General features: G+C 35.2%; 26 protein-coding genes. 9 read left to right on the top strand and 17 right to left on the bottom strand.

Annotation, left to right across the window (positions count from 1 at the left end; translation table 11 throughout):
- Positions 1-189: 189 nt before the first annotated feature.
- A complete protein-coding gene (locus Q0A18_RS10860) occupies positions 190-885 on the top strand; it encodes a YjjG family noncanonical pyrimidine nucleotidase (protein ID WP_292010169.1) in 696 nt (231 codons plus the stop codon).
- A gap of 50 nt (positions 886-935) precedes the next feature.
- On the opposite strand, the gene trpS is transcribed toward Q0A18_RS10860, so the two are convergent.
- The 6 genes from trpS to ileS all read right to left on the bottom strand — a co-directional run bounded on the left by trpS (position 936) and on the right by ileS (position 7,450).
- On the bottom strand, positions 936-1,904 hold the full coding sequence (gene trpS / locus Q0A18_RS10855) for a tryptophan--tRNA ligase (protein ID WP_292010168.1): 969 nt from the start codon (positions 1,902-1,904) through the stop codon (positions 936-938).
- Between the two features lie 67 nt (positions 1,905-1,971).
- On the bottom strand, positions 1,972-2,613 hold the full coding sequence (locus tag Q0A18_RS10850; protein WP_292010167.1) for an ElyC/SanA/YdcF family protein: 642 nt from the start codon (positions 2,611-2,613) through the stop codon (positions 1,972-1,974).
- A gap of 11 nt (positions 2,614-2,624) precedes the next feature.
- Positions 2,625-3,263, bottom strand: coding sequence for a lipoprotein signal peptidase (locus Q0A18_RS10845; protein ID WP_292010166.1), 639 nt, complete (start codon positions 3,261-3,263; stop codon positions 2,625-2,627).
- Between the two features lie 27 nt (positions 3,264-3,290).
- Positions 3,291-3,536: a DUF6576 domain-containing protein gene (locus Q0A18_RS10840; protein WP_292010165.1), complete on the bottom strand. Its 246-nt coding sequence runs from the start codon at positions 3,534-3,536 to the stop codon at positions 3,291-3,293.
- Positions 3,537-3,616: 80 nt separating this feature from the next.
- Entirely contained in the window at positions 3,617-3,997 is a 381-nt protein-coding gene (locus Q0A18_RS10835) for a TraR/DksA C4-type zinc finger protein (RefSeq protein WP_292010164.1), read from the bottom strand.
- A gap of 60 nt (positions 3,998-4,057) precedes the next feature.
- Positions 4,058-7,450 carry an isoleucine--tRNA ligase gene (ileS, locus tag Q0A18_RS10830; RefSeq protein ID WP_292010163.1) on the bottom strand — a complete coding sequence of 1,131 codons (3,393 nt, stop codon included), beginning with the start codon at positions 7,448-7,450 and terminating at the stop codon, positions 4,058-4,060.
- A gap of 253 nt (positions 7,451-7,703) precedes the next feature.
- Between ileS and Q0A18_RS10825 the strand changes: the two genes are divergently transcribed.
- Positions 7,704-8,996, top strand: coding sequence for an AMP-binding protein (locus Q0A18_RS10825; protein WP_292010162.1), 1,293 nt, complete (start codon positions 7,704-7,706; stop codon positions 8,994-8,996).
- 33 nt (positions 8,997-9,029) lie between these two features.
- Here Q0A18_RS10825 and Q0A18_RS10820 read toward each other — a convergent pair whose 3' ends face one another.
- Entirely contained in the window at positions 9,030-10,271 is a 1,242-nt protein-coding gene (locus Q0A18_RS10820; RefSeq protein ID WP_292010161.1) for an NAD(P)/FAD-dependent oxidoreductase, read from the bottom strand.
- Between the two features lie 96 nt (positions 10,272-10,367).
- Between Q0A18_RS10820 and Q0A18_RS10815 the strand changes: the two genes are divergently transcribed.
- The 7 genes from Q0A18_RS10815 (at position 10,368) to Q0A18_RS10785 (ending at position 18,457) form a co-directional block, all read left to right on the top strand.
- Positions 10,368-11,888 carry an aromatic amino acid ammonia-lyase gene (locus Q0A18_RS10815; RefSeq protein WP_292010160.1) on the top strand — a complete coding sequence of 507 codons (1,521 nt, stop codon included), beginning with the start codon at positions 10,368-10,370 and terminating at the stop codon, positions 11,886-11,888.
- 58 nt (positions 11,889-11,946) lie between these two features.
- Positions 11,947-12,678, top strand: coding sequence for a 3-oxoacyl-ACP reductase FabG (gene fabG, locus Q0A18_RS10810; protein ID WP_292010159.1), 732 nt, complete (start codon positions 11,947-11,949; stop codon positions 12,676-12,678).
- Between the two features lie 16 nt (positions 12,679-12,694).
- Positions 12,695-13,915, top strand: coding sequence for a beta-ketoacyl-[acyl-carrier-protein] synthase family protein (locus tag Q0A18_RS10805; RefSeq protein WP_292010172.1), 1,221 nt, complete (start codon positions 12,695-12,697; stop codon positions 13,913-13,915).
- Positions 13,916-13,919: 4 nt separating this feature from the next.
- Positions 13,920-14,174, top strand: a complete 255-nt coding sequence (locus tag Q0A18_RS10800) for a phosphopantetheine-binding protein (RefSeq protein WP_292010158.1) — start codon at positions 13,920-13,922, stop codon at positions 14,172-14,174.
- Positions 14,175-14,274: 100 nt separating this feature from the next.
- Complete coding sequence (locus tag Q0A18_RS10795; RefSeq protein ID WP_292010171.1) at positions 14,275-15,108, top strand: lipid A biosynthesis acyltransferase; 834 nt, start codon at positions 14,275-14,277, stop codon at positions 15,106-15,108.
- Positions 15,109-15,210: 102 nt separating this feature from the next.
- A complete protein-coding gene (locus Q0A18_RS10790) occupies positions 15,211-16,746 on the top strand; it encodes an NAD(P)/FAD-dependent oxidoreductase (protein WP_292010157.1) in 1,536 nt (511 codons plus the stop codon).
- Positions 16,736-18,457, top strand: coding sequence for a C45 family peptidase (locus Q0A18_RS10785; RefSeq protein ID WP_292010156.1), 1,722 nt, complete (start codon positions 16,736-16,738; stop codon positions 18,455-18,457). The genes Q0A18_RS10790 and Q0A18_RS10785 overlap by 11 nt, the downstream gene beginning before the upstream one ends.
- A 2-nt stretch (positions 18,458-18,459) precedes the next feature.
- Here the strand turns inward: Q0A18_RS10785 and Q0A18_RS10780 are convergent, their stop codons facing one another.
- The 10 genes from Q0A18_RS10780 to Q0A18_RS10735 form a co-directional block, all read right to left on the bottom strand.
- Entirely contained in the window at positions 18,460-19,632 is a 1,173-nt protein-coding gene (locus tag Q0A18_RS10780) for a DUF2062 domain-containing protein (protein ID WP_292010155.1), read from the bottom strand.
- 3 nt (positions 19,633-19,635) lie between these two features.
- The gene (locus Q0A18_RS10775; RefSeq protein WP_292010154.1) at positions 19,636-20,121 is read right to left on the bottom strand and encodes a hypothetical protein; all 486 of its coding nucleotides are present in this window, start codon (positions 20,119-20,121) and stop codon (positions 19,636-19,638) included.
- Entirely contained in the window at positions 20,118-20,495 is a 378-nt protein-coding gene (locus Q0A18_RS10770) for a 3-hydroxyacyl-ACP dehydratase (RefSeq protein ID WP_292010153.1), read from the bottom strand. Before Q0A18_RS10770 ends, Q0A18_RS10775 begins: the two co-directional genes overlap by 4 nt.
- A 3-nt stretch (positions 20,496-20,498) precedes the next feature.
- Positions 20,499-21,134 (bottom strand): hypothetical protein, encoded by a 636-nt coding sequence (locus tag Q0A18_RS10765; protein WP_292010152.1) that lies wholly within the window; start codon positions 21,132-21,134, stop codon positions 20,499-20,501.
- Entirely contained in the window at positions 21,100-21,726 is a 627-nt protein-coding gene (locus Q0A18_RS10760; protein WP_292010151.1) for an outer membrane lipoprotein carrier protein LolA, read from the bottom strand. The genes Q0A18_RS10765 and Q0A18_RS10760 overlap by 35 nt, the downstream gene beginning before the upstream one ends.
- Positions 21,719-22,474, bottom strand: a complete 756-nt coding sequence (locus Q0A18_RS10755; RefSeq protein WP_292010150.1) for a polysaccharide deacetylase family protein — start codon at positions 22,472-22,474, stop codon at positions 21,719-21,721. Before Q0A18_RS10755 ends, Q0A18_RS10760 begins: the two co-directional genes overlap by 8 nt.
- 104 nt (positions 22,475-22,578) lie before the next feature.
- A complete protein-coding gene (locus Q0A18_RS10750; RefSeq protein ID WP_292010149.1) occupies positions 22,579-23,640 on the bottom strand; it encodes a beta-ketoacyl synthase N-terminal-like domain-containing protein in 1,062 nt (353 codons plus the stop codon).
- Complete coding sequence (locus Q0A18_RS10745) at positions 23,637-24,836, bottom strand: beta-ketoacyl-[acyl-carrier-protein] synthase family protein (RefSeq protein ID WP_292010148.1); 1,200 nt, start codon at positions 24,834-24,836, stop codon at positions 23,637-23,639. Before Q0A18_RS10745 ends, Q0A18_RS10750 begins: the two co-directional genes overlap by 4 nt.
- Before the next feature lie 3 nt (positions 24,837-24,839).
- A complete protein-coding gene (locus Q0A18_RS10740; protein WP_292010147.1) occupies positions 24,840-25,097 on the bottom strand; it encodes a phosphopantetheine-binding protein in 258 nt (85 codons plus the stop codon).
- A gap of 77 nt (positions 25,098-25,174) precedes the next feature.
- Positions 25,175-25,723, bottom strand: coding sequence for a 3-oxoacyl-ACP synthase (locus Q0A18_RS10735; RefSeq protein WP_292010146.1), 549 nt, complete (start codon positions 25,721-25,723; stop codon positions 25,175-25,177).
- Positions 25,724-25,731 lie beyond the last annotated feature (8 nt).

Below are 25,731 nucleotides of genomic sequence, written 5' to 3'. Positions count from 1 at the left end.
TGTTTTACGTTTTAAAGAAAACATATTTTCGCGTATGAGAAAAAATGACTCTTTAAAAGTTAAAACTTTGAAACCTAAGAAACAAACTATAGATTTTTTACTGAATTTTTCAAAAAATCTAGATGTAGTTAAAACTAAAACGAGAAATTATCCGATTTCCAAAAATTAAAATTATTAATTTTGTGCTGTATGAAAATTCAGCACATTTTTTTTGACCTGGACAATACTCTCTGGGACCACCGTAAAAACGCTTACCTAACGATAAAAGAACTTTTTGGAAAACAGGAAATTGCTTTGAAATATGCTATTGATTTTGAAGAATTTCATACTGTATATCATGATATCAATGAAGAGCTCTGGGAGAAGATAAGAGACGGACTTATTGATAAAGAATATCTGAGAAAGCATCGCTTCTATGATACATTTAAACACTTTGGGATTGATGATGAAGATTTGGCTATGTTTTTTGAAGAACATTTTCTGGATAAAATCCTTAATCATAACGAACTGGTAGAAGGCGCTGAATATATTTTAGAATATCTGAAATCTAAAAAGTATACGATGCATATTATTTCCAATGGATTTCAGGAAGTAACAGAAAGAAAATGCATTTTATCAGGTATAGATAAATATTTTTATAGTATAACGAGTGCAGACTCAGTGGGAGTAAGAAAACCTAATGCCAGGATCTTTGAATATTCTTTAGATATTGCTAAAGCAGAAAAAGAAGAAAGTATACTGATCGGTGATGATTGGATTGCGGATGTAGTGGGAGCCCAAAACTTTGGTCTGGATGTTATTTTCTTTGATGTTTATAAAGAAAATAGGCAGGAGAAAGGCCTGAAAGCTATCCAGCATCTTTTACAGATAAAAGAATTCTTATAAACAAAGCCCTTCAGGTGAAGGGCTTTGCTGTATATTGAGAAAAGCTGATATTAAATTCCTAAACTTTCTCTTACTCTTTTCATGGTTTGATGGGCAATCACTCTAGTCTTTTCAGCTCCTTCCTGCAGTTTTGCCTCCAGTTCATCAAGGTGTTCCATATAATAAGTGAACTTTTCTCTTTCTTTGGCAAACCTGGTAAGGATCAAATTCAGAAGCTCAGTTTTAGCATGGCCATAACCAAAGTTTCCAGCCAGGTATTTAGCTCTTAATTCTTCTGTCTGCTCCGGAGTTGCAATTAGCTGATAAATAGCAAAAACTTTGTCTGTTTCAGGATCTTTGGGCTCTTCCAGTGATTTAGAATCTGTTTCTACACTCATTACCTGTTTTTTTAATTCTTTTTCAGGTAAGAATATATTGATAATATTTCCACGGGATTTAGACATTTTATGCCCATCTGTACCGGGAACATATTTTGTGTTTTCCTGAAGCTCAGACTGAGGGAGTACAAAGACTTCACCCATTTGATTATTAAATCTTGAAGCTACGTCACGGGCGATTTCCAAGTGCTGAAGCTGGTCTTTTCCTACGGGCACTATTTCAGCATCATATAATAAGATGTCCGCAGCCATTAAGATGGGATAAGTAAATAGTCCCGCGTTCACATCCTGGAGTCTGTCTGCCTTGTCTTTAAAAGAATGGGCCAGGGTTAAACGCTGATAAGGAAAGAAACATGATAAATGCCAAGATAGTTCACAGGTTTCAGGAATATCGCTTTGTCTGTAAAAGAATGTTTTTTCAGTATCTAATCCACAAGCAAGCCAAGCCGCAGCAATCTCGTAGGTATTCTGTTTCAGTTCTTTTGCATCTTTAATCTGTGTAAGTGAATGCAGATTGGCAATAAATAAAAAAGACTCATTGCCTTCCTGTTTTGATAGCTCAATTGCAGGAATAATAGCACCTAATAAATTACCAAGGTGTGGGGTTCCGGTGGCTTGAATGCCGGTAAGAATTCTTGACATTGTTTAAATATATTTATAATAATTAATTGAATTGTAAATTTACAAGGTTTGTGATGATTTAAAAAATCTATGGAATTAAAATCTTATCTCCTCCATATTTTGGTTCAACCCCCAATAGCAGGTCCCAATAGGCTTTTGTCTTTGCTAAATATTCACGGAGATTGGTCTTAAAGCCTGCATATTTATTAACATCAGCTGCATTATAGCCATAAGCTTCCATTCCATTTTGTTTGGCTAAAAACACGGCTCTTTCGTTGTGAAATTTTTGAGATACGATAATAATTTTGTTCTGTCCGAAAATTTCTTTAGCCCTGACCACGGAATCCAACGTTCTGAATCCGGCAAAATCCAGGAAAATCCTATCTTCAGGTATCCCATATTGTATTAATGCCAATTGCATATCTTCGGGTTCATTATAGCTTTTCCGGCTGTTGTCACCACTTACAATGATATACTGAATCTTTCCGCTTTTATAAAGGTCAGCTGCTGCCTGAATTCTATTTACGAAATAAGTATTCGGCTGTCCGTTACTAAGCGTTTTGCTTGTTCCTAAAAGTAAGGCGGTTTTAGCTTTGGGAATATCTGCAGTATTAGTGAATAAAAATGGATCACTCTGTTTTTTGATACTGTAGTTGGCAAAAACAATAAAAATAATTCCTGCAACGATAAGAAGCAGGAAGAATTTAAAAATATTTTTTAGAATTTTCATAAGTATACTTCTTAAAATTCAAGACCGTTCGGAAAGGCTTTTTTTCTAAAGATCAGAAGGAAAAGGGCTCCTATTGTAATAGCAGAATCGGCAACATTAAAAATATACTTAAAAAACTCTATATGTTTCCCGCCTATTAAAGGTATATTATCCGGAACATACCAGTCTACCAAGGGAAAGTGAAGCATATCTACCACACAGCCTCTCATAAAACTTGAATATCCTTCCCCAAAGGGAACGATTTTAGAAATACCTCCATAACCGATCCATCGGTCAATACTTGCATCATATACGGTTCCGCTGTCGAAGATCAGCCCATAGAACATTCCGTCAATCAGATTTCCAATGGCACCCGCAAAGATCATAGCCATTGGAATAAGCAGGTAGTTGGATTCACCCCTTTCCAGCCATTTCTTAAAAAGATAGACCATTCCTCCAATCAGGAAAACACGTACAATAACAAGAAAATATTTACCGATTACACCTCCGAAATGAAAACCGTAGGCCATTCCCGGATTCTCTACAAAAGTAAGTCTGAATCCTGGAAAAACAGAAATACTATCATCCAGGTTAAAGTGTGTTTTTATATAAATTTTTGAAGCCTGATCAATTAATAAGATAAGAAAGGTTACGGCTAAGATTTTTTTCAAGATTTCTAAATTTTATCTGCTTGTATTTTATTTTTTGGACAGTTCGTCAAGTCTTTTTCTGTCCTTGTCAGACAGATCATTGACTCCATTTTTACCCATTTTGCCTAAAAGTCTGTCTATTTCTTTTTCTCTTTCGCGCCTATCTGAATTGAATTGATCGTCAATATTATAATTAGTATGTTTTTCAGGAGAAAATTTATTTTTAATCCATTTCCTGTTGAAATATCCTAATACAATAATAAGGACAATTCCCAAAACCAAATATGCGCTCATGAGATGAATATATTAAAATTAGGTTTATAAGGTATTAAGACAATACGATATAAACCTAAATGTATGAATAAACCTTTCGGTTATTTCTGCATATTTTTCGCTTCAATACTTAGAGTAGCATGAGGAACCGCTAATAGTCTTTCTTTTGGAATCAGCTTTCCGGTTACTCTGCAAACGCCATAAGTCTTATTTTCAATTCTTATTAAAGCATTTTTAAGATCACGGATAAACTTTTCCTGTCTTCCTGCTAAAATTGCATTCTGTTCTTTACTAAGAGTTTCTGCTCCTTCCTCGAAAGCTTTGAAAGTCGGAGAAGTATCATCAGTCCCATTATTCTGGTCGTTGATGAAACTTTCATTGATCATAGTCAAATCTTTTTCTGCTTTGGCAATTTTCTCTTGAATTAATTTCTTAAATTCCTGTAAATCAGCGTCACTATATCGTACTCTTTCGTCTTGCATACTGTTTTTCTTTTTAATAAAATTATGAAATGGAATTTATAATCCAATAACTAAATACTTTTATTTTTCAATATTTACTTTAAAATTAACTTCATCTATTTCGATTTCGTTAAAATTTGAAAGTGAAGATACAATTTCTATTTTATTTGACAAGACTTCGGAAGAAATATATTGTTCATTTTTCCGGATGTCTTTAATAAAAGGTGTACCCTCTTCTATAAAGATATTAATCTTGTCTGTCAGTTCAAAATCTTTATCTTTTCTAAGGTTCTGAATTCTGTTAATGAACTCTCTTGCGATCCCTTCGGATTTTAACTCATCTGTTAGTGTCAAATCTAATGCCACAGTTATCTTCGAGTCAGAAGTTACTGTCCATCCCGGAATATCTTTTGTGGAAATTTCCACATCGTTCAAAGTAATTTCATATCCCTGAATATCTATTTTTTCTTCTTTTTCCAAAACTGAAATCTGTTCGGATGAAAGTTCAGATATTTCATTTCCAACTACTTTCATATCTTTTCCAAGCTTAGGACCCAGAGCTTTGAAGTTAGGTTTGATCTGTTTCACAATTAAATGGGATGCTTCTTCGGCGTTGATTAATTGCAATTCCTTAACATTAACTTCTTGTTTAATTAATTCTGCCACTGCTAAAATCTGAGCTTCAGTTTTAGAATCCAAGGCCGGAATCAATACTTTTTGTAAAGGCTGACGAACTTTCACATTTTCTTTCTTTCTCAAAGAGAATACCATACTTGTAATGTTCTGTGCAAGATGGGTTTTCTCTACAAGATCCTGATCTATTAAGCTTTCATCAGCAACCGGAAAGTCTGTAAGGTGTACAGATTCACAGTTTTCTTTTCCTGTCACATTGTTCAGGTCCTGAAATAATTGATCCATAAAGAACGGTGCAATAGGAGCGGACAGTTTGGCAACTGTTTCCAGGCACGTATATAAAGTCTGATAGGCTGAAATTTTATCTTCTGTATAATCCCCTTTCCAGAAACGTCTTCTGCATAATCTTACATACCAGTTGCTCAGGTTGTCGTTCACGAAAGTGTTAATAGCCCGTGCAACTCTTGTAGGTTCGTAATCTTCGTAGAATGCTTTTACTTCTTTAATTAAAAGATTAAGCTCGGAAAGGATCCATCTATCAATTTCAGGTCTGTTCTCTACTTCTTTCTCCTTGTAGTTGAATCCGTCTACATTAGCGTACAGTGCAAAGAATGAATAGGTGTTATAAAGTGTTCCGAAGAATTTTCTTCTTACTTCGTCAATACCTTCAATATCAAACTTCAGGTTTTCCCAAGGATTTGCATTTGAAATCATGTACCAACGGGTAGCATCGGGGCCATAAATAGAAAGTGTTTCAAACGGATCTACTGCATTTCCTAAACGTTTTGACATTTTTTGTCCGTTTTTATCCAAAACAAGACCGTTACTCATTACATTTTTATAAGCCACTGAATCAAAAACCGCAGTTCCAATAGCATGAAGTGTATAGAACCATCCACGGGTCTGGTCTACACCTTCAGCAATGAAGTCTGCCGGGAATGCTTTTTTATCATCGATTAACTCTTTATTTTCAAACGGATAATGCAATTGAGCATAAGGCATTGCCCCGGAATCAAACCAAACATCGATCAGGTCACTTTCACGCTTCATTGGTCTACCGGATTCTGAAACAAGGATCAGTTTATCCACTACATTCTTGTGGAGATCTACTAAAGAGTAATTTCCTTCAGACATATCTCCGACTTTAAATCCTTTGAACGGATTTTCATTCATCAATCCTTTCTCAATGGATTTTTCAATCTCATAATATAACTCTTCTATTGATCCGATGATTTTTTCTTCTTTTAAATCTTCAGTTCTCCAGATCGGCAAGGGTATTCCCCAATATCTTGAACGGGAAAGATTCCAGTCGTTCACATTTTCAAGCCAGTTGGCAAAACGTCCCTCACCGGTAGCTTTAGGTTTCCAGTTGATTTCTTTATTTAATTCTACCAACCGGTCTTTTACAGCCGTCATTTTTACAAACCATGAATCTAACGGATAGTACAATACAGGTTTATCTGTTCTCCAGCAGTGTGGATAAGAGTGAACGTATTTTTCAACCTTAAAGGCCTTATTTTCTTCTTTCAGTAAAATAGCCAAATGAACATCCCAAGATTTTTCAGGAGCTGTTCCTTCATCATAATATTCGTTCTTGATGTATTTCCCGGAGAAAACTTCAGGAACATTTTTCCCGTTGATGAATTTTCCCTGAAGATCTACAAGAGGAACAAGATTATCATTAGCATCTTTCACCAACATTGGAGGGATTTCCGGCTGAGCCATTTTTGCAACTCTTGCATCATCAGCACCAAAAGTGGGTGCAGTATGCACGATACCGGTACCATCTTCCGTAGTTACGAAATCTCCTATGATTACTCTGAAAGCATTTTCAGGATTATCGTTTGGAGTGAACCATGGAATAAGTTGCTCATAACGGGTTCCGGCAAGTTGATCTCCTGTAAATTCTTTTAAAATTGTAAAAGGTATAGTCTTGCTTTCCGGAGTGTAATTGGCAAAATCTTCCTCTGTTCCCTCTGCATATTTCTTACCGAAATTCTTTGCTAAAAGAACTCTGGCCAGTACTATGGTTACAGGTTCAAAAGTATATTGATTGAATGTTTTGACTGCTACATATTCAATATCTCTTCCTACCGTAAGAGCGGTGTTGGAAGGTAAGGTCCATGGAGTAGTCGTCCACGCTAAGATGTGAACATCTCCGTCTATATCATTGAATAAATCCGTAGACTCTTTTTTAGCCTTAAACTGAGCAACAATTGTCGTATCCGATACATCACGGTAAGTCCCCGGCTGATTCAGCTCATGAGAGGAAAGTCCTGTTCCTGCTTTGGGAGAATAAGGCTGGATAGTGTAACCTTTGTACAAGAGATTTTTATTATACAATTGTTTCAACAACCACCAGACGGTCTCCATGTATTTGGATTTGTATGTGATATACGGATCATCAAGGTCTACCCAGTACCCTATTTTCTCTGTAAGATCATTCCAAACATCTGTATAACGCATTACTGCTTCACGGCATGCTTTATTGTAATCTTCAACAGAGATTTTTTTACCAATGTCTTCCTTGGTGATTCCTAATTCCTTTTCCACACCAAGTTCTACAGGAAGTCCGTGAGTGTCCCAACCAGCTTTACGGAAAACCTGTTTCCCGTTCTGAGTCTGAAAACGACAGAAAATATCTTTTAATGCCCTGGCCATTACGTGGTGGATTCCAGGCATTCCGTTTGCAGAAGGAGGACCTTCATAAAAAACAAACTCAGGATTACCTTCACGAATCTCAACACTTTTATTGAAAGTTTTTTTCTGTTTCCAAAATTCAGAAACATTTTCAGCTATGTCAATAAGGTTGAGGTTTTTATATTCTTTAAACTGGCTCATTGTAATATCTCAATATCGATGATTAATTAAGTTGGCAAATTTAGTGAATTTTGTCGGTTTATAACGTATGTTTTGTGTAGGTTATTTATGATTAAAAACTTCAATTTCAGAATCATAAAAGATAAAAGTTTTAATAAATTTGAAAAGTCTGATTTTTAGACGTTTTCCATAATGAAGCATTGTTGATAAAAATATAAATTCCCGAATGTCTGTTAAGTTTTTAATAACTTTGTTCTCATAAAATTTATCATCATTGGAACTTTATCCTTCAATTGAAAAATCAGGTGTTCAGGAAATTAAGGAATTTCAGGAAGAGAAGCTGAAAGAGCTTTTAGAGTATCTTGAAAAGAATTCTCCCTTTTATCAGAAGCTTTTTAAAGAAAATAATATCCGGATTCAGGATATTCGGACTCTTGAAGATCTCCAGAAAATTCCTACAACTACTAAAAATAATTTGCAGCAGAATAATCATGATTTCTTCTGTGTTTCAAATGATAAAATTGTAGATTATAGCACCACATCAGGAACTTTGGGAGATCCTGTGACTTTTGGACTTTCGGATAACGATCTCGAAAGATTGGCCTATAATGAAGCAATTTCATTTGCCTGTGCCGGAATTCAGAAAGGTGATGTCGTTCAGATGATTACTACGATTGATAAAAGATTCATGGCAGGGCTTGCTTACTTTTTAGGATTAAGAAAAATGGGAGCAAGTGTTGTGAGAATGGGTCCGGGGATTCCGGAATTACAATGGGATTCTATCTTTCGTTTTAAACCTAAATATCTGATAACGGTTCCGTCGTTCCTGTTGAAAATGATTGACTATGCCGAAAAAAATGGACTCGACTTTAAGAATTCGAGTGTTTATGGAGCAGTATGCATAGGGGAAAGTATCAAAAACCAGGACTTTACAGATAATATTCTTTCTCAAAGGATTAAGGAAAAATGGAATATTAAATTGTTTTCAACTTATGCTTCTACAGAAATGAGTACAGCTTTTACAGAATGTGAATCTCAGATAGGAGGGCATCATCATCCGGAGTTGATCATTACTGAGATTTTAGATGATGAAGGGAATTTGGTGAAAGAAGGGGAAAGTGGAGAGTTGACAATCACTACATTAGGTGTTGAAGCTATGCCGTTGCTGAGGTTTAAGACAGGTGATATTGTGAAAGCCCATTATGAGCCTTGCCATTGTGGAAGGAATACATTGCGCTTGGGACCTGTTTTAGGAAGAAAGCAGCAGATGATAAAATATAAGGGGACGACTCTGTATCCCCCTGCGATGAATGATATTCTGAATGATTTTAATACTATTTCCTGCTATCAGATTGTGATTAAGTCTAGCGAAATAGGATTGGACGAAATTATTATTAAAGTAAGTACAGACCATGACACAGAAAATTTCATCCCTGAAATAAGGGACCATTTCAGAGCTAAGCTTAGAGTGAGTCCTAAAATTGAAGTGATGAGATTTGAAGATTTGTCTAAGCATGTACATAATCCTAACAGCAGAAAGCCTATTACTTTTATTGATCTTCGTTAACAATCATAAAAAAGACTGCAACTGCAGTCTTTTTTATGATTGTTTTTCCATTTTAATCAGATTGGCAAGGTTTTTAACGACGGTACCATGTTTCTTAACAAAAGGATTTTCTTTATTCCATACATATCCTGCTAAAACAGCACATATTTTTCTTTTGACATCTTCATTTTCTGGCTGATGAAAGAATAATTCTTGAAGATTTCCGGTATACCATTCTTTTACATATGTAGTAAAAACATCTACCCCATAGAGTATATAATCTGTATATTCTTTCTGCCAGTCTATCTGCTCACCATTTAATTGGCGCAATGCTAATTTAGCTGCAAGCATTCCCGATTCTGTAGCGAAGGCCATTCCCGAAGAAAAAACAGGATCTAAAAATTCAGAAGCATTTCCGGTAAGGGCGTATCCGTCACCATAAAGCTGCTTTACAGAGCATGAATAATCTATTAATTTTCTAGGTTCAAAAAGAAAATCGATATTTCCAAAGCGTTTAACATAGTAATCAGAAAGAGAGATGGCTTTTTTAAGTGATTCTGTAGTATCTCCATTTTCAGAAAGTTTCTCAATATATTCTGTAGGACCTACAATTCCAACGCTGGTATTACCGTTAGAGAATGGAATGACCCATAACCAGACTTCTGTTTCAATGATATCAAAAGATATTAAAGTTCCTTCAGTTCCTTCCTCCCGGTTAATATCATTAACATGAGAAAAAATAGCAGAATGGGGAGCCAGTTTGGAGGGTTTTTCGAGATCTAATAAGCGTGGCAGAACTCTCCCGTATCCACTGGAATCGATAACGAACCTGGCGTGAATTTCTTTGGTTTCTCCGTTTTTGTTTTTTACGGTAGTTATAGAATCACTTCCATTGAATTTGATATCAATTACCTCTGTTTCAAATTCAAGATCAATGCCTTTTTTGATCACCTCTTTAGCCAAAGTGTTATCAAAATCCGCTCTGGGAACCTGCCAGGTCCAATCCCAGCCTTCCCCGAACTTATTACTAAAATCAAAAATACACACTTCATCACCCCTCAGAAAGCGTGCACCTAATTTCTTTTCAAATCCCATTTTGTCCAGTGCAGGGAATAATCCTGCCTCATCAAAGTGGTCCATAACTCTTGGAATTAAACTTTCGCCCACCACTAATCTGGGAAACTTTGTCTTTTCAACAACTTTTACTTTGATATTGTTTTTCTTTAGGTAAGATGAAGAAACACAGCCTGAGGGTCCAGCTCCAATCACAAGAACATCAACAAATTCTTTGCTCATGTTTTGATTTTTTATTTTAATAATAACTTATATCTTTGCCGCAAAATTAGTGACAAATAATTAATTAACGTACAAAAATACAATTACTTTCAATTGATGAAAATAAATAAATTTTTAAAGCTGAGAGATTTTCAAAAAATTATTATTGAAAACGAGAAAATAGAATTGGATGAAGTTCTTCTGGACAGAGTAAACACAAGTTTTCAGTTTTTAAAAGAATTTTCAAAAAATAAAGTAATTTATGGAGTGAATACAGGCTTCGGTCCTATGGCACAATTCAAGATTAGTGATGAAGATACCCATCAGCTTCAATATAATTTAATAAGAAGCCATTCATCAGGAATCGGAAACCTCTTGCCTAAGGAAGAAGTGAAAGCGGCAATGCTGGCAAGGCTTAATACATTGTCTTTAGGAAACTCCGGAGTTAATGATTCCGTTATACATTTATTGAAGGAATTAATTAATAGGGATATTATCCCGTTAATATTTGAACACGGAGGAGTGGGAGCCAGTGGGGATTTGGTTCAGCTGGCTCATCTTGCATTGGTTTTAATCGGGGAAGGAGAAGTTTTTTATAAAGGAGAACGAAGAGCAGCAAAGGATGTTTTCGGGATAGAGGGCTTAGAGCCTATAAAAGTGGAAATCCGTGAGGGACTTGCTTTAATGAACGGAACATCTGTAATGTCAGGGATTGGAATTGTCAATGCTTATAAAGCAAGCCAATTAACTGAAATATCTGTTAGGTTTTCATGTGCGATCAATGAAATTGTCCAGACATATGATGATCATTTCTCAGAAGCCCTGAACGGAACCAAAAGACATTCCGGACAGCAGATAATAGCAGCTAAAATGCGAGAATACCTGTCAGACAGTAAATTGATCAGAAAAAGAGAAGACCATCTTTATACCCATTTTGAAGAACAGGAAAAAGTATTTAAAGAAAAAGTACAGGAGTATTATTCATTAAGATGTGTTCCGCAGATCCTTGGACCTGTTTTAGATACTTTGGAATATACAGAGAGGGTTCTTGAAAATGAAATTAATTCTGCTAATGATAATCCGATTGTCAATGTGGAAGAACAGCATGTTTATCATGGTGGAAACTTTCATGGGGACTATATTTCATTAGAAATGGACAAATTGAAACTGGTGGTTACCAAGCTGACTATGTTGGCAGAAAGACAACTGAATTATCTTTTAAATTCTAAAATTAATGAGATTTTACCTCCGTTTGTTAACTTAGGAAAATTAGGATTTAATTTCGGAATGCAGGGTGTTCAGTTTACAGCAACGTCTACGACTGCGGAAAGCCAGATGCTTTCTAACTCTATGTATGTTCATAGTATACCTAATAATAATGATAATCAGGATATTGTAAGTATGGGCACTAATTCTGCGGTAATCTGCAGAAAAGTAATTGAAAACGCATTTGAGGTTCTTGCTATAGAGCTGATCACTATTGTGCAGGCAATAGAGTATCTTGGTTTTCAGGATAAAATATCTTCCTCTACCAAATCGTTATATGATGGGGTGAGAAATGTTATTACTGTATTTTCTGAAGATATGGTGATGTACCCGTACTTGGAAGAAGTCAAAAAATATTTAAAGGCAATGTAATTGTAAAGCACAATAGATTGTTATTAATTTAGATGAAAAACAAAAACAAAACTAACACATGAAATGTGCAATTGTAACAGGTGGATCGAGAGGGATAGGAAGAGCAATCTGTATAAAACTGGCAGAAGAAAAAAACTATCATATACTTATTAACTATGCTTCAAATGAGTCTGCTGCAAGGGAAACTCTTGCTAAAGTAGAAGAGCTGGGCGCTACAGGGGAAATTTTGAAATTCGATGTAGGAAATGCAGAAGAAACGCAGACGGTTTTGAATGGGTGGCAGGAAGAAAATACTGATGCCATTGTAGAGATAATTGTTAATAATGCAGGAATCACAAGAGACGGATTATTTATGTGGATGAAAAGTGACGACTGGAATAGTGTGATTAATACAAGTTTAAATGGTTTTTTCAATGTTACCAATTTTTTCATTCAGAAAATGTTGAGAAATAAATATGGAAGAATCATTAATATGGTTTCCGTTTCCGGTGTAAAGGGAACCGCAGGACAGACTAATTATTCAGCAGCTAAAGGAGCCTTGGTAGGTGCTACAAAAGCACTGGCTCAGGAAGTTGCGAAAAGGAATATTACAGTAAATGCTGTTGCTCCCGGATTTATAAAAACAGATATGACGCAGGAGTTTAATGAAGACGAATTGAAAGCTATGATTCCTGCCAACAGATTTGGAGAAGCTGAAGAAGTGGCAGATTTGGTTGTCTTCTTGGCTTCAAAAAAATCTTCTTATATTACAGGAGAAGTCATTAATATCAATGGTGGAATTTACTCATAATCATATTATAAGTAAAATGGAAAACAGGGTTGTCATTACCGGAATGGGAATTTATTCCTGTATCGGAATATCTTTGGATGAAGTAAAAGAATCTCTGTATCAAGGTAAGTCAGGGATTGTCCTGGATCAGGAAAGGAAAGAGTTCGGTTACAGATCCGGACTTACAGGGCGTGTACCTAAACCGAACCTGAAAGATCTTCTCAGCAGAAGACAACGTATAAGTATGGGGGAGGAAAGTGAATATGCCTACATTGCTACTATTGATGCCTTGAAACAGGCTCATATAGATCAGGAATATATAGATCACCATGAAGTAGGAATTCTTTATGGAAATGACAGCGTATCTCAAGCTGTAGTGGAAGCGATTGATATTGCAAGAGAGAAGAAGGATACTACTTTAATGGGATCAGGAGCTATTTTTAAGTCGATGAACTCTACCGTTACTATGAATCTTTCCACAATATTCAAGCTAAAAGGAATCAATTTAACCATCAGTGCTGCATGTGCCAGCGGATCTCATTCTTTAGGATTGGCTTATCTGATGATTAAAAGTGGTTTGCAGGATATTATAATATGTGGAGGAGCTCAGGAAACGAATAAATATTCAATGGCCAGCTTTGATGGATTAGGGGTTTTCTCAATAAGAGAAGACGAACCGGAAAAAGCTTCCAGACCATTTGATTCAGGGAGGGACGGTCTGATCCCAAGTGGAGGAGCTGCAACTTTAATAGTAGAAAGCCTGGAATCGGCACAGAAAAGAGGAGCTAATATTCTTGCAGAAATCATTGGATACGGTTTCTCTTCCAACGGAGGACATATTTCAACACCTAATATTGACGGACCTGCATTGGCAATGGAAAGAGCTTTGAAGCAATCCGGCCTGAGTGCGAAGGATATTGACTATATCAATGCCCATGCTACTTCCACTCCTATTGGGGATGCCAATGAAGCCAATGCTATCTATGAAATTTTTGGAGGTGAAGTGCCTGTAAGCTCCACCAAGTCAATGACAGGACATGAATGCTGGATGGCTGGTGCCAGTGAGGTAGTCTACTCAATTCTGATGATGCAAAATGATTTTATTGCTCCTAATATTAATTTGGAAAACCCTGATGATCAGGCAAAAAAACTAAATTTAATCTCTAAAACCAAAAATCAAAAAATTGACGTACTTTTGTCAAATTCTTTCGGATTTGGTGGGACCAATTCCGCACTGATTGTTAAAAAATTTGATTAAGAAAATGAAACGAGAGAAAATTATTGCTATTGTTAATGATTTTTTGGTGAATGAATTCGAAGTAGACGGAGATGATATCAGCAATGATGCCGACCTTAAGAAGACATTAGGCTTAGACAGTCTTGATTATATTGATATGGTCGTAATCATTGAATCTAATTTCGGAGTTAAATTAGGAGAGCCTGATTTTAAAAAGATGGTTACTTTTGATGATTTCTATACAACTATCGAAAATAAAATTGCAGAAAAAAACGCTTAATTATAGGTTGAATTTCTACTATAAAAATTTCCCTTAAAAGTTTCTATAACCTATGAATAAATGGAAAGGTAAATCTAAAGGGACAATATTAGGATATTAAATATTTGTCTATTGCATTAGAAATATCGGGATCCGAAGTTCATATGTTGTACTCTATTTTGTGGCCGGTTATTACTTTTTGTTTCTTACAAAGAGCAATTGTTATATTTTCTATTATTTCCGTAAAAGGATGAATTATTCCTTTTGGAAATCAAAAGCGTCCGTATTTAAAAGCTATTTTACTTTTGGAAAGGTTCTTATTGACAAGACTGCCATTTCAGTAGGTCTGAGAGATCGTTTTACCTATGAATTTGATGGTATCGAAAATCTGAAAAACCTTTTACATGAAAAAAAAGGAGGGATACTTATCAGTGCCCATATCGGAAACTTTGAAATAGCAGAGCACTTTTTTGCAGATATAGACTTTGATTGTCAGATTAACCTGGTGACAACAGATCTGGAAGTCTCAGTTATCAAAGAGTATATGGAAAGTATTGCTGTCAAAAAGAGTAATATCAAATTCATCTATGTGAAAGATGATATGTCCCATATTTTCGATATTAATAAAGCCTTGTCTAATAACGAATTGATCTGTTTCACGGGAGACCGTTATTTTGAAGGTTCTAAGTTCCTTGAAGCAGAATTATTAGGGAAAAGTGCGAAGTTCCCGGCCGGTCCTTTTCTGATTGCTTCCAGGCTGGGCGTTCCTGTGGTATATGTATATGTAATGAAAGAAAAGGAACTACATTACCATTTGTATGCAAGAGTAGCTCAGGTAAAAAAACGTGATGCCCAGGGCCTATTAAATTCCTATGTTCAGAATCTTGAAGTCATGCTGAAGAAATATCCATTGCAGTGGTTCAATTATTTTGATTTTTGGGATGATATTACTTAAATTTAATAATTTTAGAACCCAAATAAAACTAATAATAGACCGGCAGATATAAATTAAGATAGTGAAATCCATTTTCCGGTATATTAAAAACACAATTTCTCTTTGAAAAAAGAATATGACATACTTGTAATAGGCAGTGGCCTTGGAGGTCTTGTTTCTGCTTTTATTCTAGCAAAAGAAGGCCTGAAAGTTTGTGTTCTGGAGAAAAATAATCAATACGGAGGAAATTTACAGACATTTTCAAGGGATAAACTTATCTTTGATACGGGTGTTCATTATTTAGGAGGGCTTTCCAAAGGGCAGAATCTCTATCAGTATTTTTCCTATCTGGGAATTATGCAGGAGCTGAGTCTCCATCAGCTGGATGAAGATGGATATGACAAAATTACTTTTGAAGGAGATCCTATAGAATATCCACATGCACAAGGCTATAAAAACTTTGTAGAACAATTATCAGAATATTTTCCGGAAGAAAAGGAAAATTTGGAAAGATATTGTGAAGAAATCCAGGATATATGTAATCAGTTTCCACGATATAATGCACTTGGAAATGAAGGATACAATGAAGAGGTTCTCCACCTTAATACCAAACGCTTTATAGAATCGATTACTTCTGATAAAAAACTTCAGTCAGTATTATTGGGATCTAATTTTCTGTATGGAGGAGATTCGGAAAATACCCCTTTTTATGTACATGCACTTACCGTTAATTCCTGTATTCAAAGTGCATACAAATGCGTAAAAGGAGGGAGTCAGATATCTAAGCTTTTGGTGAAGAAATTGAGGGAAAACGGTGTTGAGATCCGTAAACGCTCAGAAGTTTGTGAGCTTGTTTTTGACGGAGAAGAAACTATAAGATCTGTAAAAACAATATCCGGAAAGGAATACTTTGCCAAGAAAATTATTTCTAATATTGAGATCCGGTCCATCATTAAGCTTATTGGCCATGAACGGCTTAAAAAATCTTTTGTGAACAGGGTATTGAGCTGGGAGCCAGTTTCTTCCTGCTTCAGTCTTTATCTGACATTGAAGCCTAATACTATTCCTAATTTTAATTATAATATTTACCATTATAAATCACCGGAACATATCTGGAAAGCCTGTCGTTATGAAAAATTAACCTGGCCTGATACTTACATGCTTTCTTCCACACCTTCCAAAAAGAACCCTGAATTTGCAGAAAGCCTTACCGTAATCACTTATATGAATTTTGATGAGGTAAGAGAATGGGAAAATACAATCAATACAATTGTTCATCGAGAAGACCGTGGTATATCTTATGACGACTTTAAAAAAGACAGAGCTGAGAAAATAATTACAGCCTTAGAAAAAAAAATACCAGATCTGAGAAAGGACATTAAGGGAGTTTATACTTCTTCTCCTCTTTCTTATAGGGATTATATAGGAAGCTATGAAGGAAATATGTACGGATATTGTAAAAGTTCAGAAACCCCTATGAAAACAATGGTTTCCTCAAAAACAAAAATTAAAAATCTATTCCTTACCGGGCAGTCTGTAAATATGCATGGTATTATAGGAGTAACTATTGGAGCATTTAATGCTTGTTCTGTAATTCTAGGGAAGGAAGTGATTGATGAGCATTGGAGAGAAGAAATGATTAAAATGAATGATGAATAAAACAATGATGACTCATAAAGAAAATTATTTTACATTAAAAAAGATCTCCTTATATTCTGTACTGGTATTCATTCTATTTCAGATAAGCCTTGTCTCCTGTGGAATTTCTAAATCGGTTCGTCATATCCCAGATATAGAATCTTACTCTTTGGAGATTCCGAAAGTAGATAAGGTCAATGATTCCACATTTACTTATCAGCAAAATTACCTCACCAAAAACAAACAGCAGCTTTGGGAACTCTATATCAAAGGAAATCCTCTTCAGTTAGGATACAACAACGGAGCACTTACCCAAAGCTTAATGCAGCACCAGGAAAAAATTTTCTTCTCAAAAATAGAAGGTTTTGTACCATCGAAATTTAAACAGAAATTATTAAGAGGTTTCTTGAAATGGTATAACAGAAAAATGTATCTTAATGTAAGAGAAGACTATCAGGCGGAATTATATGGATTGTCCCAATATTCTTCAGATCAATATGATTTTATAGCACCGAAATATTTAAGGAATTTATACCTGCACGGGGCTCACGATATAGGACATGCGTTACAGGATCTCGCGATGGTAGGCTGTTCTTCGTTAGCGGTTTGGGATGAAAATTCTGAAAATGGAGATTTACTTATAGGAAGAAATTTTGACTTTTATGTAGGGGACGATTTCGCAGAAAATAAATTAGTGGAATTTGTAGAACCGGAAGAAGGAATTCCCTATATGTCTGTAAGCTGGCCCGGAATGATTGGAGTAGTTTCAGGAATGAATAAAAAAGGAATTACTGTTACCATTAACGCAGGGAAGTCTAAAATTCCTTTAACTGCAAAGACACCTATTTCTTTAGTTGCAAGAGAAATATTACAATTTGCAGGTAATATTGAAGAAGCTGTTGCTATAGCAAGAAAACGTAAGGTTTTTGTCTCAGAGTCTGTTATGATAGGAAGTGCAGCAGAAAAAAAAGCTATTCTTATTGAAGTTTCACCTAAAAATTTCGGTGTGTATGAGGTTTATAATTCAGGACGACTTTTTTGTACCAATCATTTTCAATCAGAGGCTTACAAAAATGATAAAAGAAACCGGAAACAAATAGCCGAAAGCCATTCTCAATATCGTTATGAAAAGTTGCAGGAACTTTTACAGGAAAATGAAAAACTTAGTCCGGCGAAAATGGCAGCTATTTTAAGAGATCGATCAGGCCTGAAAGATAAAAGTATAGGTTACGGAAATGAGAAAGCAATCAATCAGCTGATAGCTCACCACGCCGTTATATTTTCACCGGAAAAAAGATTGGTTTGGGTTTCCTCAGATCCATATCAGTTAGGAGAATTTGTATGCTATGATCTTAATGAAATATTTTCAGATAAAAGAATGAAGAATGGAGAGCTGGCGGCTTCTTCATTGAATATTCCTAAAGATCTTTTTGTGGACTCTCAGGAGTTTGAGAATTATAAAGTTTATAGATTAATGGACGCTGAGATTAATAATGCAATTCGTGATAAGAAAAAAGAAATTCTTTTAACCAATGATTTTATACAAAACTATCAGTCCCTGAACCCTGATTTCTGGCAGGGATATTATCATACCGGAAAATATTATTATAAAAGAAAAGAATTCAGGAATGCGAAAGATCATTTTGAAAAAGCACTTACCAAAGAAATCACTACGATTCCGGATAAGAAAAGTGTTGAGAAATATTTGAAAAAAACATTGAAAAGACTTTAAGCTTATTTATTCTCAGAACTGAATTTATTCAAAAGAAAATAACTTCCGACACCTACAAGAGTAGAAACCGTACCTGCTAAAATTAAGCTTCCTATCAGATACTGGAGCAGATTATTTTTTACCAGTTCAAAATCCAGTTCATGCTCAAAAATATTACTATTACCTTGAACAAACGGAGAACCCAGAAAAAGAGAAGCTGCAATAATAAAAGGAATAAATGGTGGCAGGCTTATATTGGAAGCTACAAAAGCCAGAACCTTATTCAGCTTTAAGATAACAGCCAGTGAAATCACAATTAAAGAATGAAATCCCCAAAAAGGAGATAGGCCTACAAATATTCCTAAAGCAATAGAAATGGCCTTAATTCTGTTACTGCCATCACTTTCCAGAACATCTTCCTTAATGAATTTTTTGAAACTTTTCTTTCTGAAATCCCTGATAAAATTTCTCGGAGCAATATAAAAAATAGCAATAATCACCAGAATCGTATTTAGAATACTGATTCTCGTAAAATCTTTGAAAGGACGAAAGTGTGAAACGCGTTCTTCAGGATCATATAAAACTTTCACCGGAATATTTTTTACCGGGACATGCTTCCATGCAGTTCTTACAATAATCTCTATTTCGAATTCAAATTTGGGTGTAAAATATTTGTTTGGAATTTTATGTAAAGGATAGAGCCTATATCCTGACTGGGTATCCTCAAGTTTTATTCCGGTCTCAAACCAGAACCAGAAATTAGAGAAGCGATTTCCAAAACTGCTTTTTTTAGGAATCCCCTCCTGGGACATATTCCGGTTTCCTATTAGTAAAATATCTTCATCCTCAATTAGTAGAGCATTGACAAAAACAGGAATGTCATCCGGATAATGTTGTCCATCCGAATCAATTGTTATAGCATGATCAAAGCCCAAATTTTTAGCCTTTCTGAAGCCCGTTTTAAGTCCATTCCCTTTTCCCTTATTTTCAGGAAGATTAATAACTGTAATGTCTGGATATTCGGAGAGAATCCGAGGGGTAGAATCTGTAGAGCCATCATTTACGACAATAATACTCCCCGTGTATTCTAATATACCGTCAATAACTCTTTTCAGAGTTTTTTCATTGTTATAAGTTGGAATTAAAACGCATATTTTTCTTTCAGAAATGACGTTTTGTATAGATGGGGGAATCATTGTTTATTTGAAACTCGCTTTCTCAGCTGCAGTCATGGTTTTGGACTGTGCCGCAAAGTTTTTAATATAAGTTTTTAAAGCAGTATTTTGCTTGCTGTAATTATTAATAATAAAGGATTTATCATCTTTAAGACTTGAATGATAACCTACAATTCTTGGAATATTTTCCTGAATGCTCAGACGGATAAGTCTTAGCTCAATATTGTTAGGATTGCTTTTGATAATACTTTCAAGCTGGGTAGCGCCGGCTTTTACAAAGGATTTTCTTTTACCTTTTTCTGTGGTTACTTTTGCTTCCATAATCCGGGCTGCCGCTCTGTATCCTGAAATAATAGGATCTGAGGAAGTCTTTTTCTCTGCCAGATTAATAAAGCTTTTGGTATTCTCATTGGATGAGTTAGCTTTTGCATAACTGCTCCTTAATGTTTCCAGATCTGATGTCTGGAAAAAAAGAATAAAAGCTGTGATAAAAGATAAGATAAGTTTCATGATGTCAATTTGTTATAGCTTGCTGACATTTTTAATGCAATTGTCTCGCCAAAAGAAGTGGTATTTTTTACTTTGACATTGTTTCCTGTATCTTCAATATCCAGCTGGAGCTTCAGATCGGGAGTTTCAAAAGGATTGATAATTGCCATGAATTTAACATTGGATGCAGATTGCAGGAATAACGGGAAACCCGAAAATTCTTCTGCCAGCTCCTTTACGATTTGCATCATACAAACACCTGGTGTAACAGGATTTCCGGGAAAATGCCCTTTGAAAATATCATGCTCTCTGTTTAAAGAGATATGGGCAATAAAACTGTTTCCCGCTTTCTCGTAAGATTGTAAAGTGTAAAAATCGGTAATTAGGGTTGGCATGAGTTATTCTGTTTCTGTTATTTGAAATAGTTTAATATTAATTTTAAAATCTTTGTGTGCAATATCTATACTATCCGCGAATATATGTTTTTTTGCATCAAATGAAAAATCGATCTTCTCTTTCTTATTTTTAGTGTAAACCACCTTATTCAATAACTGAGTCTCTTTGTTGACGAACAGGTAATAATTTATTTTCCCTGTCTCTGAATTATAAATCCTATGGGTTTTATTTTCGAAACTTTGATGAACAGGATATTGTCTTTTTAAAAGTTGCCGGAAATCATTTCTTAAAAAGTTTTTTACGATCTTCTTATCCATATCCGGAATGATGTAACTGACTTTAAAATCCTGTTCTGAAATTTCAAAATCAATAAGTTTATTTCCAAAGTCAGAAGTTAATGCAACACGGTGTGTTGTATCGTTCAACTTTTTAATCACTAAAATCCCACTTAAATGATGCTTGTAAATATCAATCAGGCATTTGTAAATATAGTCTTCATTTGATGAAAAATATAAGTTTTCAACTACTTTGTCCCGGTTCTGTACGGGAGCCGCTTCTGCAAGATGATAGGTCTTACAGGAAATAAACAGCCAAAGAAAGCTGCTATAAAGAAAACTCTGAAGCAGGAATCGGCCCATTGATCTTGGTGTTTTTAAACTGAATTTGAGTGGTGTCTCCTGAAGCCTCCAGCATATTTACCTGTGAAACGGTAGACTGATTTTTCGGAAAATATAATTCAACCTGTTTGATATACTTTAAAAGTTGTGAAGATTTAGGAGTAAACTTAGCAATATTATAACTGGCATTTTTAAAATATGCTACCGTAAACTCAGGATCACTGAACATTTTACCGCTGGCACTTCCTACGATCAGCTTATTGATCTTTTCAAAAGTTTTGCTTTTGGCATCTACAGAAGATTTTTTCCCCTGATCGTTAATATAAATTTTATTGTCTTTGAAAATAATATTGTACTGATAAGGTCTGGTATATTTCCAGCTTAATGTATTGGGAGATTTTAAAGACATTTTTCCGTATGTAACAATACTCTTATCAAGAAAATCCATCTTCTTGGTTTGGGTGAAGTCACTTTGTAAGGTTTTGACCTGTTGGGTTTCAGAAGATACTTTAGTAATGAAAGCTTTTGCCTCCGTTCCTGTCATGGAAGTATTCTGTCCGAAGAATAGTGAAGAAGCCAGTAAATAAACTCCTAAAGCTATATTTTTAATCATCTTGTTTTGATTTTATAATATGGTCTACAGTGAATGTAGAATAGTTTTCTTGTTTTAAAAATAATAATAAATCTCCCAATACATGATAGGTTTTTTCTGAGATATCGTGGAACAGAATAATTCCGCCAGGTTTTACTCCGTTTGTTACTCTTTTATAAATTTTCTTTTCGTCATCTATTATGGTATCCAGTGAACGGATATTCCATCCGATACTTTTCTTTTTGGTTTTTCTGATGGCCCGGGCAATATTGGGATTGGTTACTCCAAAAGGAGGCCGGTATAAATCAGTGGTAATATTTCCTGTCTGTAAGATAATATCATCTGTTTTTCTGATCTCGTCTATCACCTTTTGGGTGGAAGCAAAGCCAATGGACGTAGAATGAGAATAGGTGTGATTTCCAATCGTATGTCCTTCTGCAATGATTCTTTGAAAAGTCTCAGGATGTTTTTTTATTTGTTTTCCTATACAGAAGAAAGTTGCTTTTACCTCATGTTCTTTCAATAAATCCAGAAATTTTGGTGTGTGTTTGGTAGGACCGTCATCGAAGGTTAGGGCAATTTCTTTTTTTCGTGTTTTTTTATGGGTAATATTTTGTACAAAGTAACTCAGCTGGATGTTTAAGGAGCCCCAGATCACTACCGCAATAAAAGCTAAAAAACATGCAACATACACCCACGGACTTCCTTTAAATACATAGATAAACAGGTTACAAAACAAATAAAACGCAATGAACGGATAATGTTTCATCTTAGAATTTTAACAATTATTATTTTATTCCGCATCCTTCATAGGGTGAAATGCAAGGTTAAAATTAAGCAATTAGATCTTCATTCTGAAATCAGATAAGGATTTTATACCTTTTCCAATAAAATCAGGCTGTGATCCTGGCCCAACAGATGATTATACAAAAGAATGTTTTTTATATTTTCTTTTTTTACCGAATTGATCATCATTACTTCCGGAATTTGCTGTTGCTTCAGAATATGGCAGGCCATAAAGGTTGAAAAGCCACTTGCAGTGTTAAATTCCCCGCTCAAATGTTTGTAATATAGTAATGCAGAATCAGGGAAAAGAGCTGCTGCTGAATGATAATATGCATCAGAATTCTGATCCCCGCTGAAGCCTAGAATAACAGCGTCAATATCTTTGAATCCGAGGCTGTTCTTATCTAAAAAGTCTTCAATAAAGAGTGAAATTTTTTCCTTGGCTAACGTATTACTGATCTTGATATCTGTAAGCCGTGCATAAGAGTTTTCTGCTTTGCTCTTTCCTAAAACAAAAAAGCTCGAACCTTCACCCCAAATTACCCCATCGGTTGTAGAGTGTAAATAATCAGTGGGAAGATCTGTTGTTCTTTTTATTGTATTATTCAGCATATATAATTCCATGGTTCTGTCCGTTTGTTCATCCGTAGAACCTACCAGAATATTTTCAGCTTCTCCGTCCATAATCTGTAGTTTTGCATCTAAAAATGAAAATTCCAGAGACGAAGAGGTATTGACATAAGTAAAATTATAGGCATGGCACTGCAGTCCTAAAGCAATCTGCCCAGCTACTGTGTTATGAGTGGATTGAATGAAGTAAGTAGGAGTTAAAAACTCTTCATTATTTTCAATGACATTTTTAAGAAACTTTTCAGAATCCTGAGAGCATCCCATTCCTGTTCCTACAATGATAGCATCCGGCTTTTCAATTCCGGCTTCTTTTAAAGCATAGTGAGATGCCACAGAACTCATTTTTACTGTTTTGGACATTCTTCTGATCATTGCCGGAGGAATTGTTTCCTTGTAATTAGGTTCAATAACTTTTAATAGCTGAACTGAGCTTTCAGGTTCCAGATGTTGAAAAATATCATCATGCAACGTATCCTGAGCAGAGATAGAATAAGCACTGTTAATATAAACTTTGCTCATGATTTTGAGAAAATTAAAGTTGAACAATTTCCCCCAAATCCAAATGAATTAGAGAGCACATGCTGAATGTTTTTTTCTTTCAGTTCCGTAACGGGGATGAGGTCAAATTCTTCCATTTTAGTTTTAAAATTCAGATTAGGAAAAATAAGATTATGCTGCATTGCTAAAATAGAAAATATGGCTTCTATTCCGGCTGCCGCTGCAAGTGTGTGTCCTGTAAATGCTTTTGTAGAACTGAATTCCGGAACAGTGTTTTCACCAAATATTCTGATCATGGCAATACCTTCCGACAGATCATTGTTGGGGGTAGCGGTCCCATGAATGTTGATATAGCTGATGTCTTCTTTTTTTAATCCTGAGATATTCAATGCTTGCTGCATGGCCAGATAGGCACCCTGTCCGTTTTCTGAAGAAGCAGTCTGGTGATGGGCATCATTAGCATTTCCATATCCGGAAAGATAGCCTAATACCTTTTTATTTTCTTTTTTTATCACTTTCTCAGATTCAAGAATAAGGAAAGCTGCTGCTTCGCCCAAATTCAGGCCTTTCCTGTTTTGGTCAAAAGGAGTGTTATAAGAATCGGTAAGGATCATCAGAGCATTAAATCCATTCAATGTAAATTTTGAAAGGGAATCTGTTCCTCCAACAATTACACGATCCAGAATGCCGTTTTTAATAAGTTTGGCTCCCATCATAATTGCATTGGCCGCTGATGAACAGGCTGTACTGATGGTAGAGACCATTCCTTCTAACCCTAGAAAATCAGCAATAGCAAGAGAGGAGTTTCCAGCATCATGAGCATCAATATATTTTTGCTTATCGGGAAAATCTTCATAGCTGTAAAAGTATTTTTCCGTAATATCCATTCCTCCTACGCTGGTAGAAGAAATCAATCCGGTCCGGTACTCGTTGATATCTGAAATGCCGGCATTTTCTACAGCTTCTTTGGCCGCTATCATCCCTAATAAAGAGGTTCTGGTAATATTGTTATCCTCCGGAAGATGAAGTTTTTTTACCAGATCTTCATTGGATAATTTTATTTCACCTGTTTTTATACTTCCGGAATGTCGGGTTTCAAACATTTCAATATCTGAAATTCCATGTTTACCAGATGTAAGTGAAATAAAATTTTCCTCCACATTATTACCGATGGAAGAAATGATGCCCATTCCCGTTATGGCAATTTGATGACCCATTAATTATTTTGTTCTGTTTGCTTCAATAAATTTAGCCATGGTATCGATAGACTGGAAGATCTCTTTTCCTTTTTTAGGATCGGATAATTTAATTCCGTAATCTTTATCCAGAAGAACGATAAGTTCTAAAGCATCAATAGAATCAAGCCCTAATCCTCCACCGAATAGCGGGTCTGTATCCTTAATGTCCTCTACAGATACATCTTCAAGGTTAAGAACTTCTATGATTTTGTGCTTTAATTCTGTGTGTAAGTTTTCCATAATTTAATTTGGTAATTTTTATTTTAAAATTTTCATCCGGATATCTGTACATTTTCCCCGGAATGATCAATCGTATGTTATTCTAAAGTTAGCAAATATACAAAAGCTGTATAATTTTCCTGATATAATTCGACCCAGCCGCACAATACTTTTTCGGTCTTTCCGGACTCTAAAAGCTGTAAGGAATAATCGTTTAAAAAGTCTTCATCAAAATGATCCAGTACAAAAAACGCATTCTCCGTTTTCATCTGGTGTCGTATGCTGATTTCCCCTACACAAATATTGGGTAACGTATATACAAATACAGCAGGACTGGGATAATAATTTTCCTGTGAATTGATACTTTCCTGATATTTAAAATCAGTATCTAAGCTTGAGGAACGGTTGGCAAAAACAATTGCTGTTCTGCTGTTATCTTCCTCATTATTTAAAAGCATTTCAGCACATAAAAAAGCGAGTTTGCTGAGGTTATCCATTTTATGAAATTTAGGATAATTCAGTTCAAAATTTTTATAGGCTTCTTTGGCAAACTCAGAAAAGTTCGAGGTTGCGCTTTCAAAAATGACTTTATTATTGACCGTTATTTTTGAGTTTTCTATTCTGCAGATTCCTGTTTTCTTCATCATTCCCATTT

It is taken from the genome of Chryseobacterium sp. (genome assembly GCF_022712095.1).
Classification (GTDB): Bacteria; Bacteroidota; Bacteroidia; order Flavobacteriales; family Weeksellaceae; genus Chryseobacterium.
This window is presented reverse-complemented; position numbering and strand designations above follow the sequence as displayed.

Bases quoted from the DNA above. Each gene is read 5' to 3' on its own strand.
- Q0A18_RS10860 (WP_292010169.1), top strand. From the start codon at position 190: ATGAAAATTCAGCACATTTTTTTTGACCTGGACAATACTCTCTGGGAC.
- trpS (WP_292010168.1), bottom strand. From the start codon at position 1,904: ATGTCAAGAATTCTTACCGGCATTCAAGCCACCGGAACCCCACACCTT.
- Q0A18_RS10850 (WP_292010167.1), bottom strand. From the start codon at position 2,613: ATGAAAATTCTAAAAAATATTTTTAAATTCTTCCTGCTTCTTATCGTT.
- Q0A18_RS10840 (WP_292010165.1), bottom strand. From the start codon at position 3,536: ATGAGCGCATATTTGGTTTTGGGAATTGTCCTTATTATTGTATTAGGA.
- Q0A18_RS10835 (WP_292010164.1), bottom strand. From the start codon at position 3,997: ATGCAAGACGAAAGAGTACGATATAGTGACGCTGATTTACAGGAATTT.
- ileS (WP_292010163.1), bottom strand. From the start codon at position 7,450: ATGAGCCAGTTTAAAGAATATAAAAACCTCAACCTTATTGACATAGCT.
- Q0A18_RS10820 (WP_292010161.1), bottom strand. From the start codon at position 10,271: ATGAGCAAAGAATTTGTTGATGTTCTTGTGATTGGAGCTGGACCCTCA.
- Q0A18_RS10815 (WP_292010160.1), top strand. From the start codon at position 10,368: ATGAAAATAAATAAATTTTTAAAGCTGAGAGATTTTCAAAAAATTATT.
- fabG (WP_292010159.1), top strand. From the start codon at position 11,947: ATGAAATGTGCAATTGTAACAGGTGGATCGAGAGGGATAGGAAGAGCA.
- Q0A18_RS10805 (WP_292010172.1), top strand. From the start codon at position 12,695: ATGGAAAACAGGGTTGTCATTACCGGAATGGGAATTTATTCCTGTATC.
- Q0A18_RS10800 (WP_292010158.1), top strand. From the start codon at position 13,920: ATGAAACGAGAGAAAATTATTGCTATTGTTAATGATTTTTTGGTGAAT.
- Q0A18_RS10785 (WP_292010156.1), top strand. From the start codon at position 16,736: ATGATGAATAAAACAATGATGACTCATAAAGAAAATTATTTTACATTA.
- Q0A18_RS10780 (WP_292010155.1), bottom strand. From the start codon at position 19,632: ATGATTCCCCCATCTATACAAAACGTCATTTCTGAAAGAAAAATATGC.
- Q0A18_RS10775 (WP_292010154.1), bottom strand. From the start codon at position 20,121: ATGAAACTTATCTTATCTTTTATCACAGCTTTTATTCTTTTTTTCCAG.
- Q0A18_RS10770 (WP_292010153.1), bottom strand. From the start codon at position 20,495: ATGCCAACCCTAATTACCGATTTTTACACTTTACAATCTTACGAGAAA.
- Q0A18_RS10765 (WP_292010152.1), bottom strand. From the start codon at position 21,134: ATGGGCCGATTCCTGCTTCAGAGTTTTCTTTATAGCAGCTTTCTTTGG.
- Q0A18_RS10760 (WP_292010151.1), bottom strand. From the start codon at position 21,726: ATGATTAAAAATATAGCTTTAGGAGTTTATTTACTGGCTTCTTCACTA.
- Q0A18_RS10755 (WP_292010150.1), bottom strand. From the start codon at position 22,474: ATGAAACATTATCCGTTCATTGCGTTTTATTTGTTTTGTAACCTGTTT.
- Q0A18_RS10750 (WP_292010149.1), bottom strand. From the start codon at position 23,640: ATGAGCAAAGTTTATATTAACAGTGCTTATTCTATCTCTGCTCAGGAT.
- Q0A18_RS10745 (WP_292010148.1), bottom strand. From the start codon at position 24,836: ATGGGTCATCAAATTGCCATAACGGGAATGGGCATCATTTCTTCCATC.
- Q0A18_RS10740 (WP_292010147.1), bottom strand. From the start codon at position 25,097: ATGGAAAACTTACACACAGAATTAAAGCACAAAATCATAGAAGTTCTT.
- Q0A18_RS10735 (WP_292010146.1), bottom strand. From the start codon at position 25,723: ATGATGAAGAAAACAGGAATCTGCAGAATAGAAAACTCAAAAATAACG.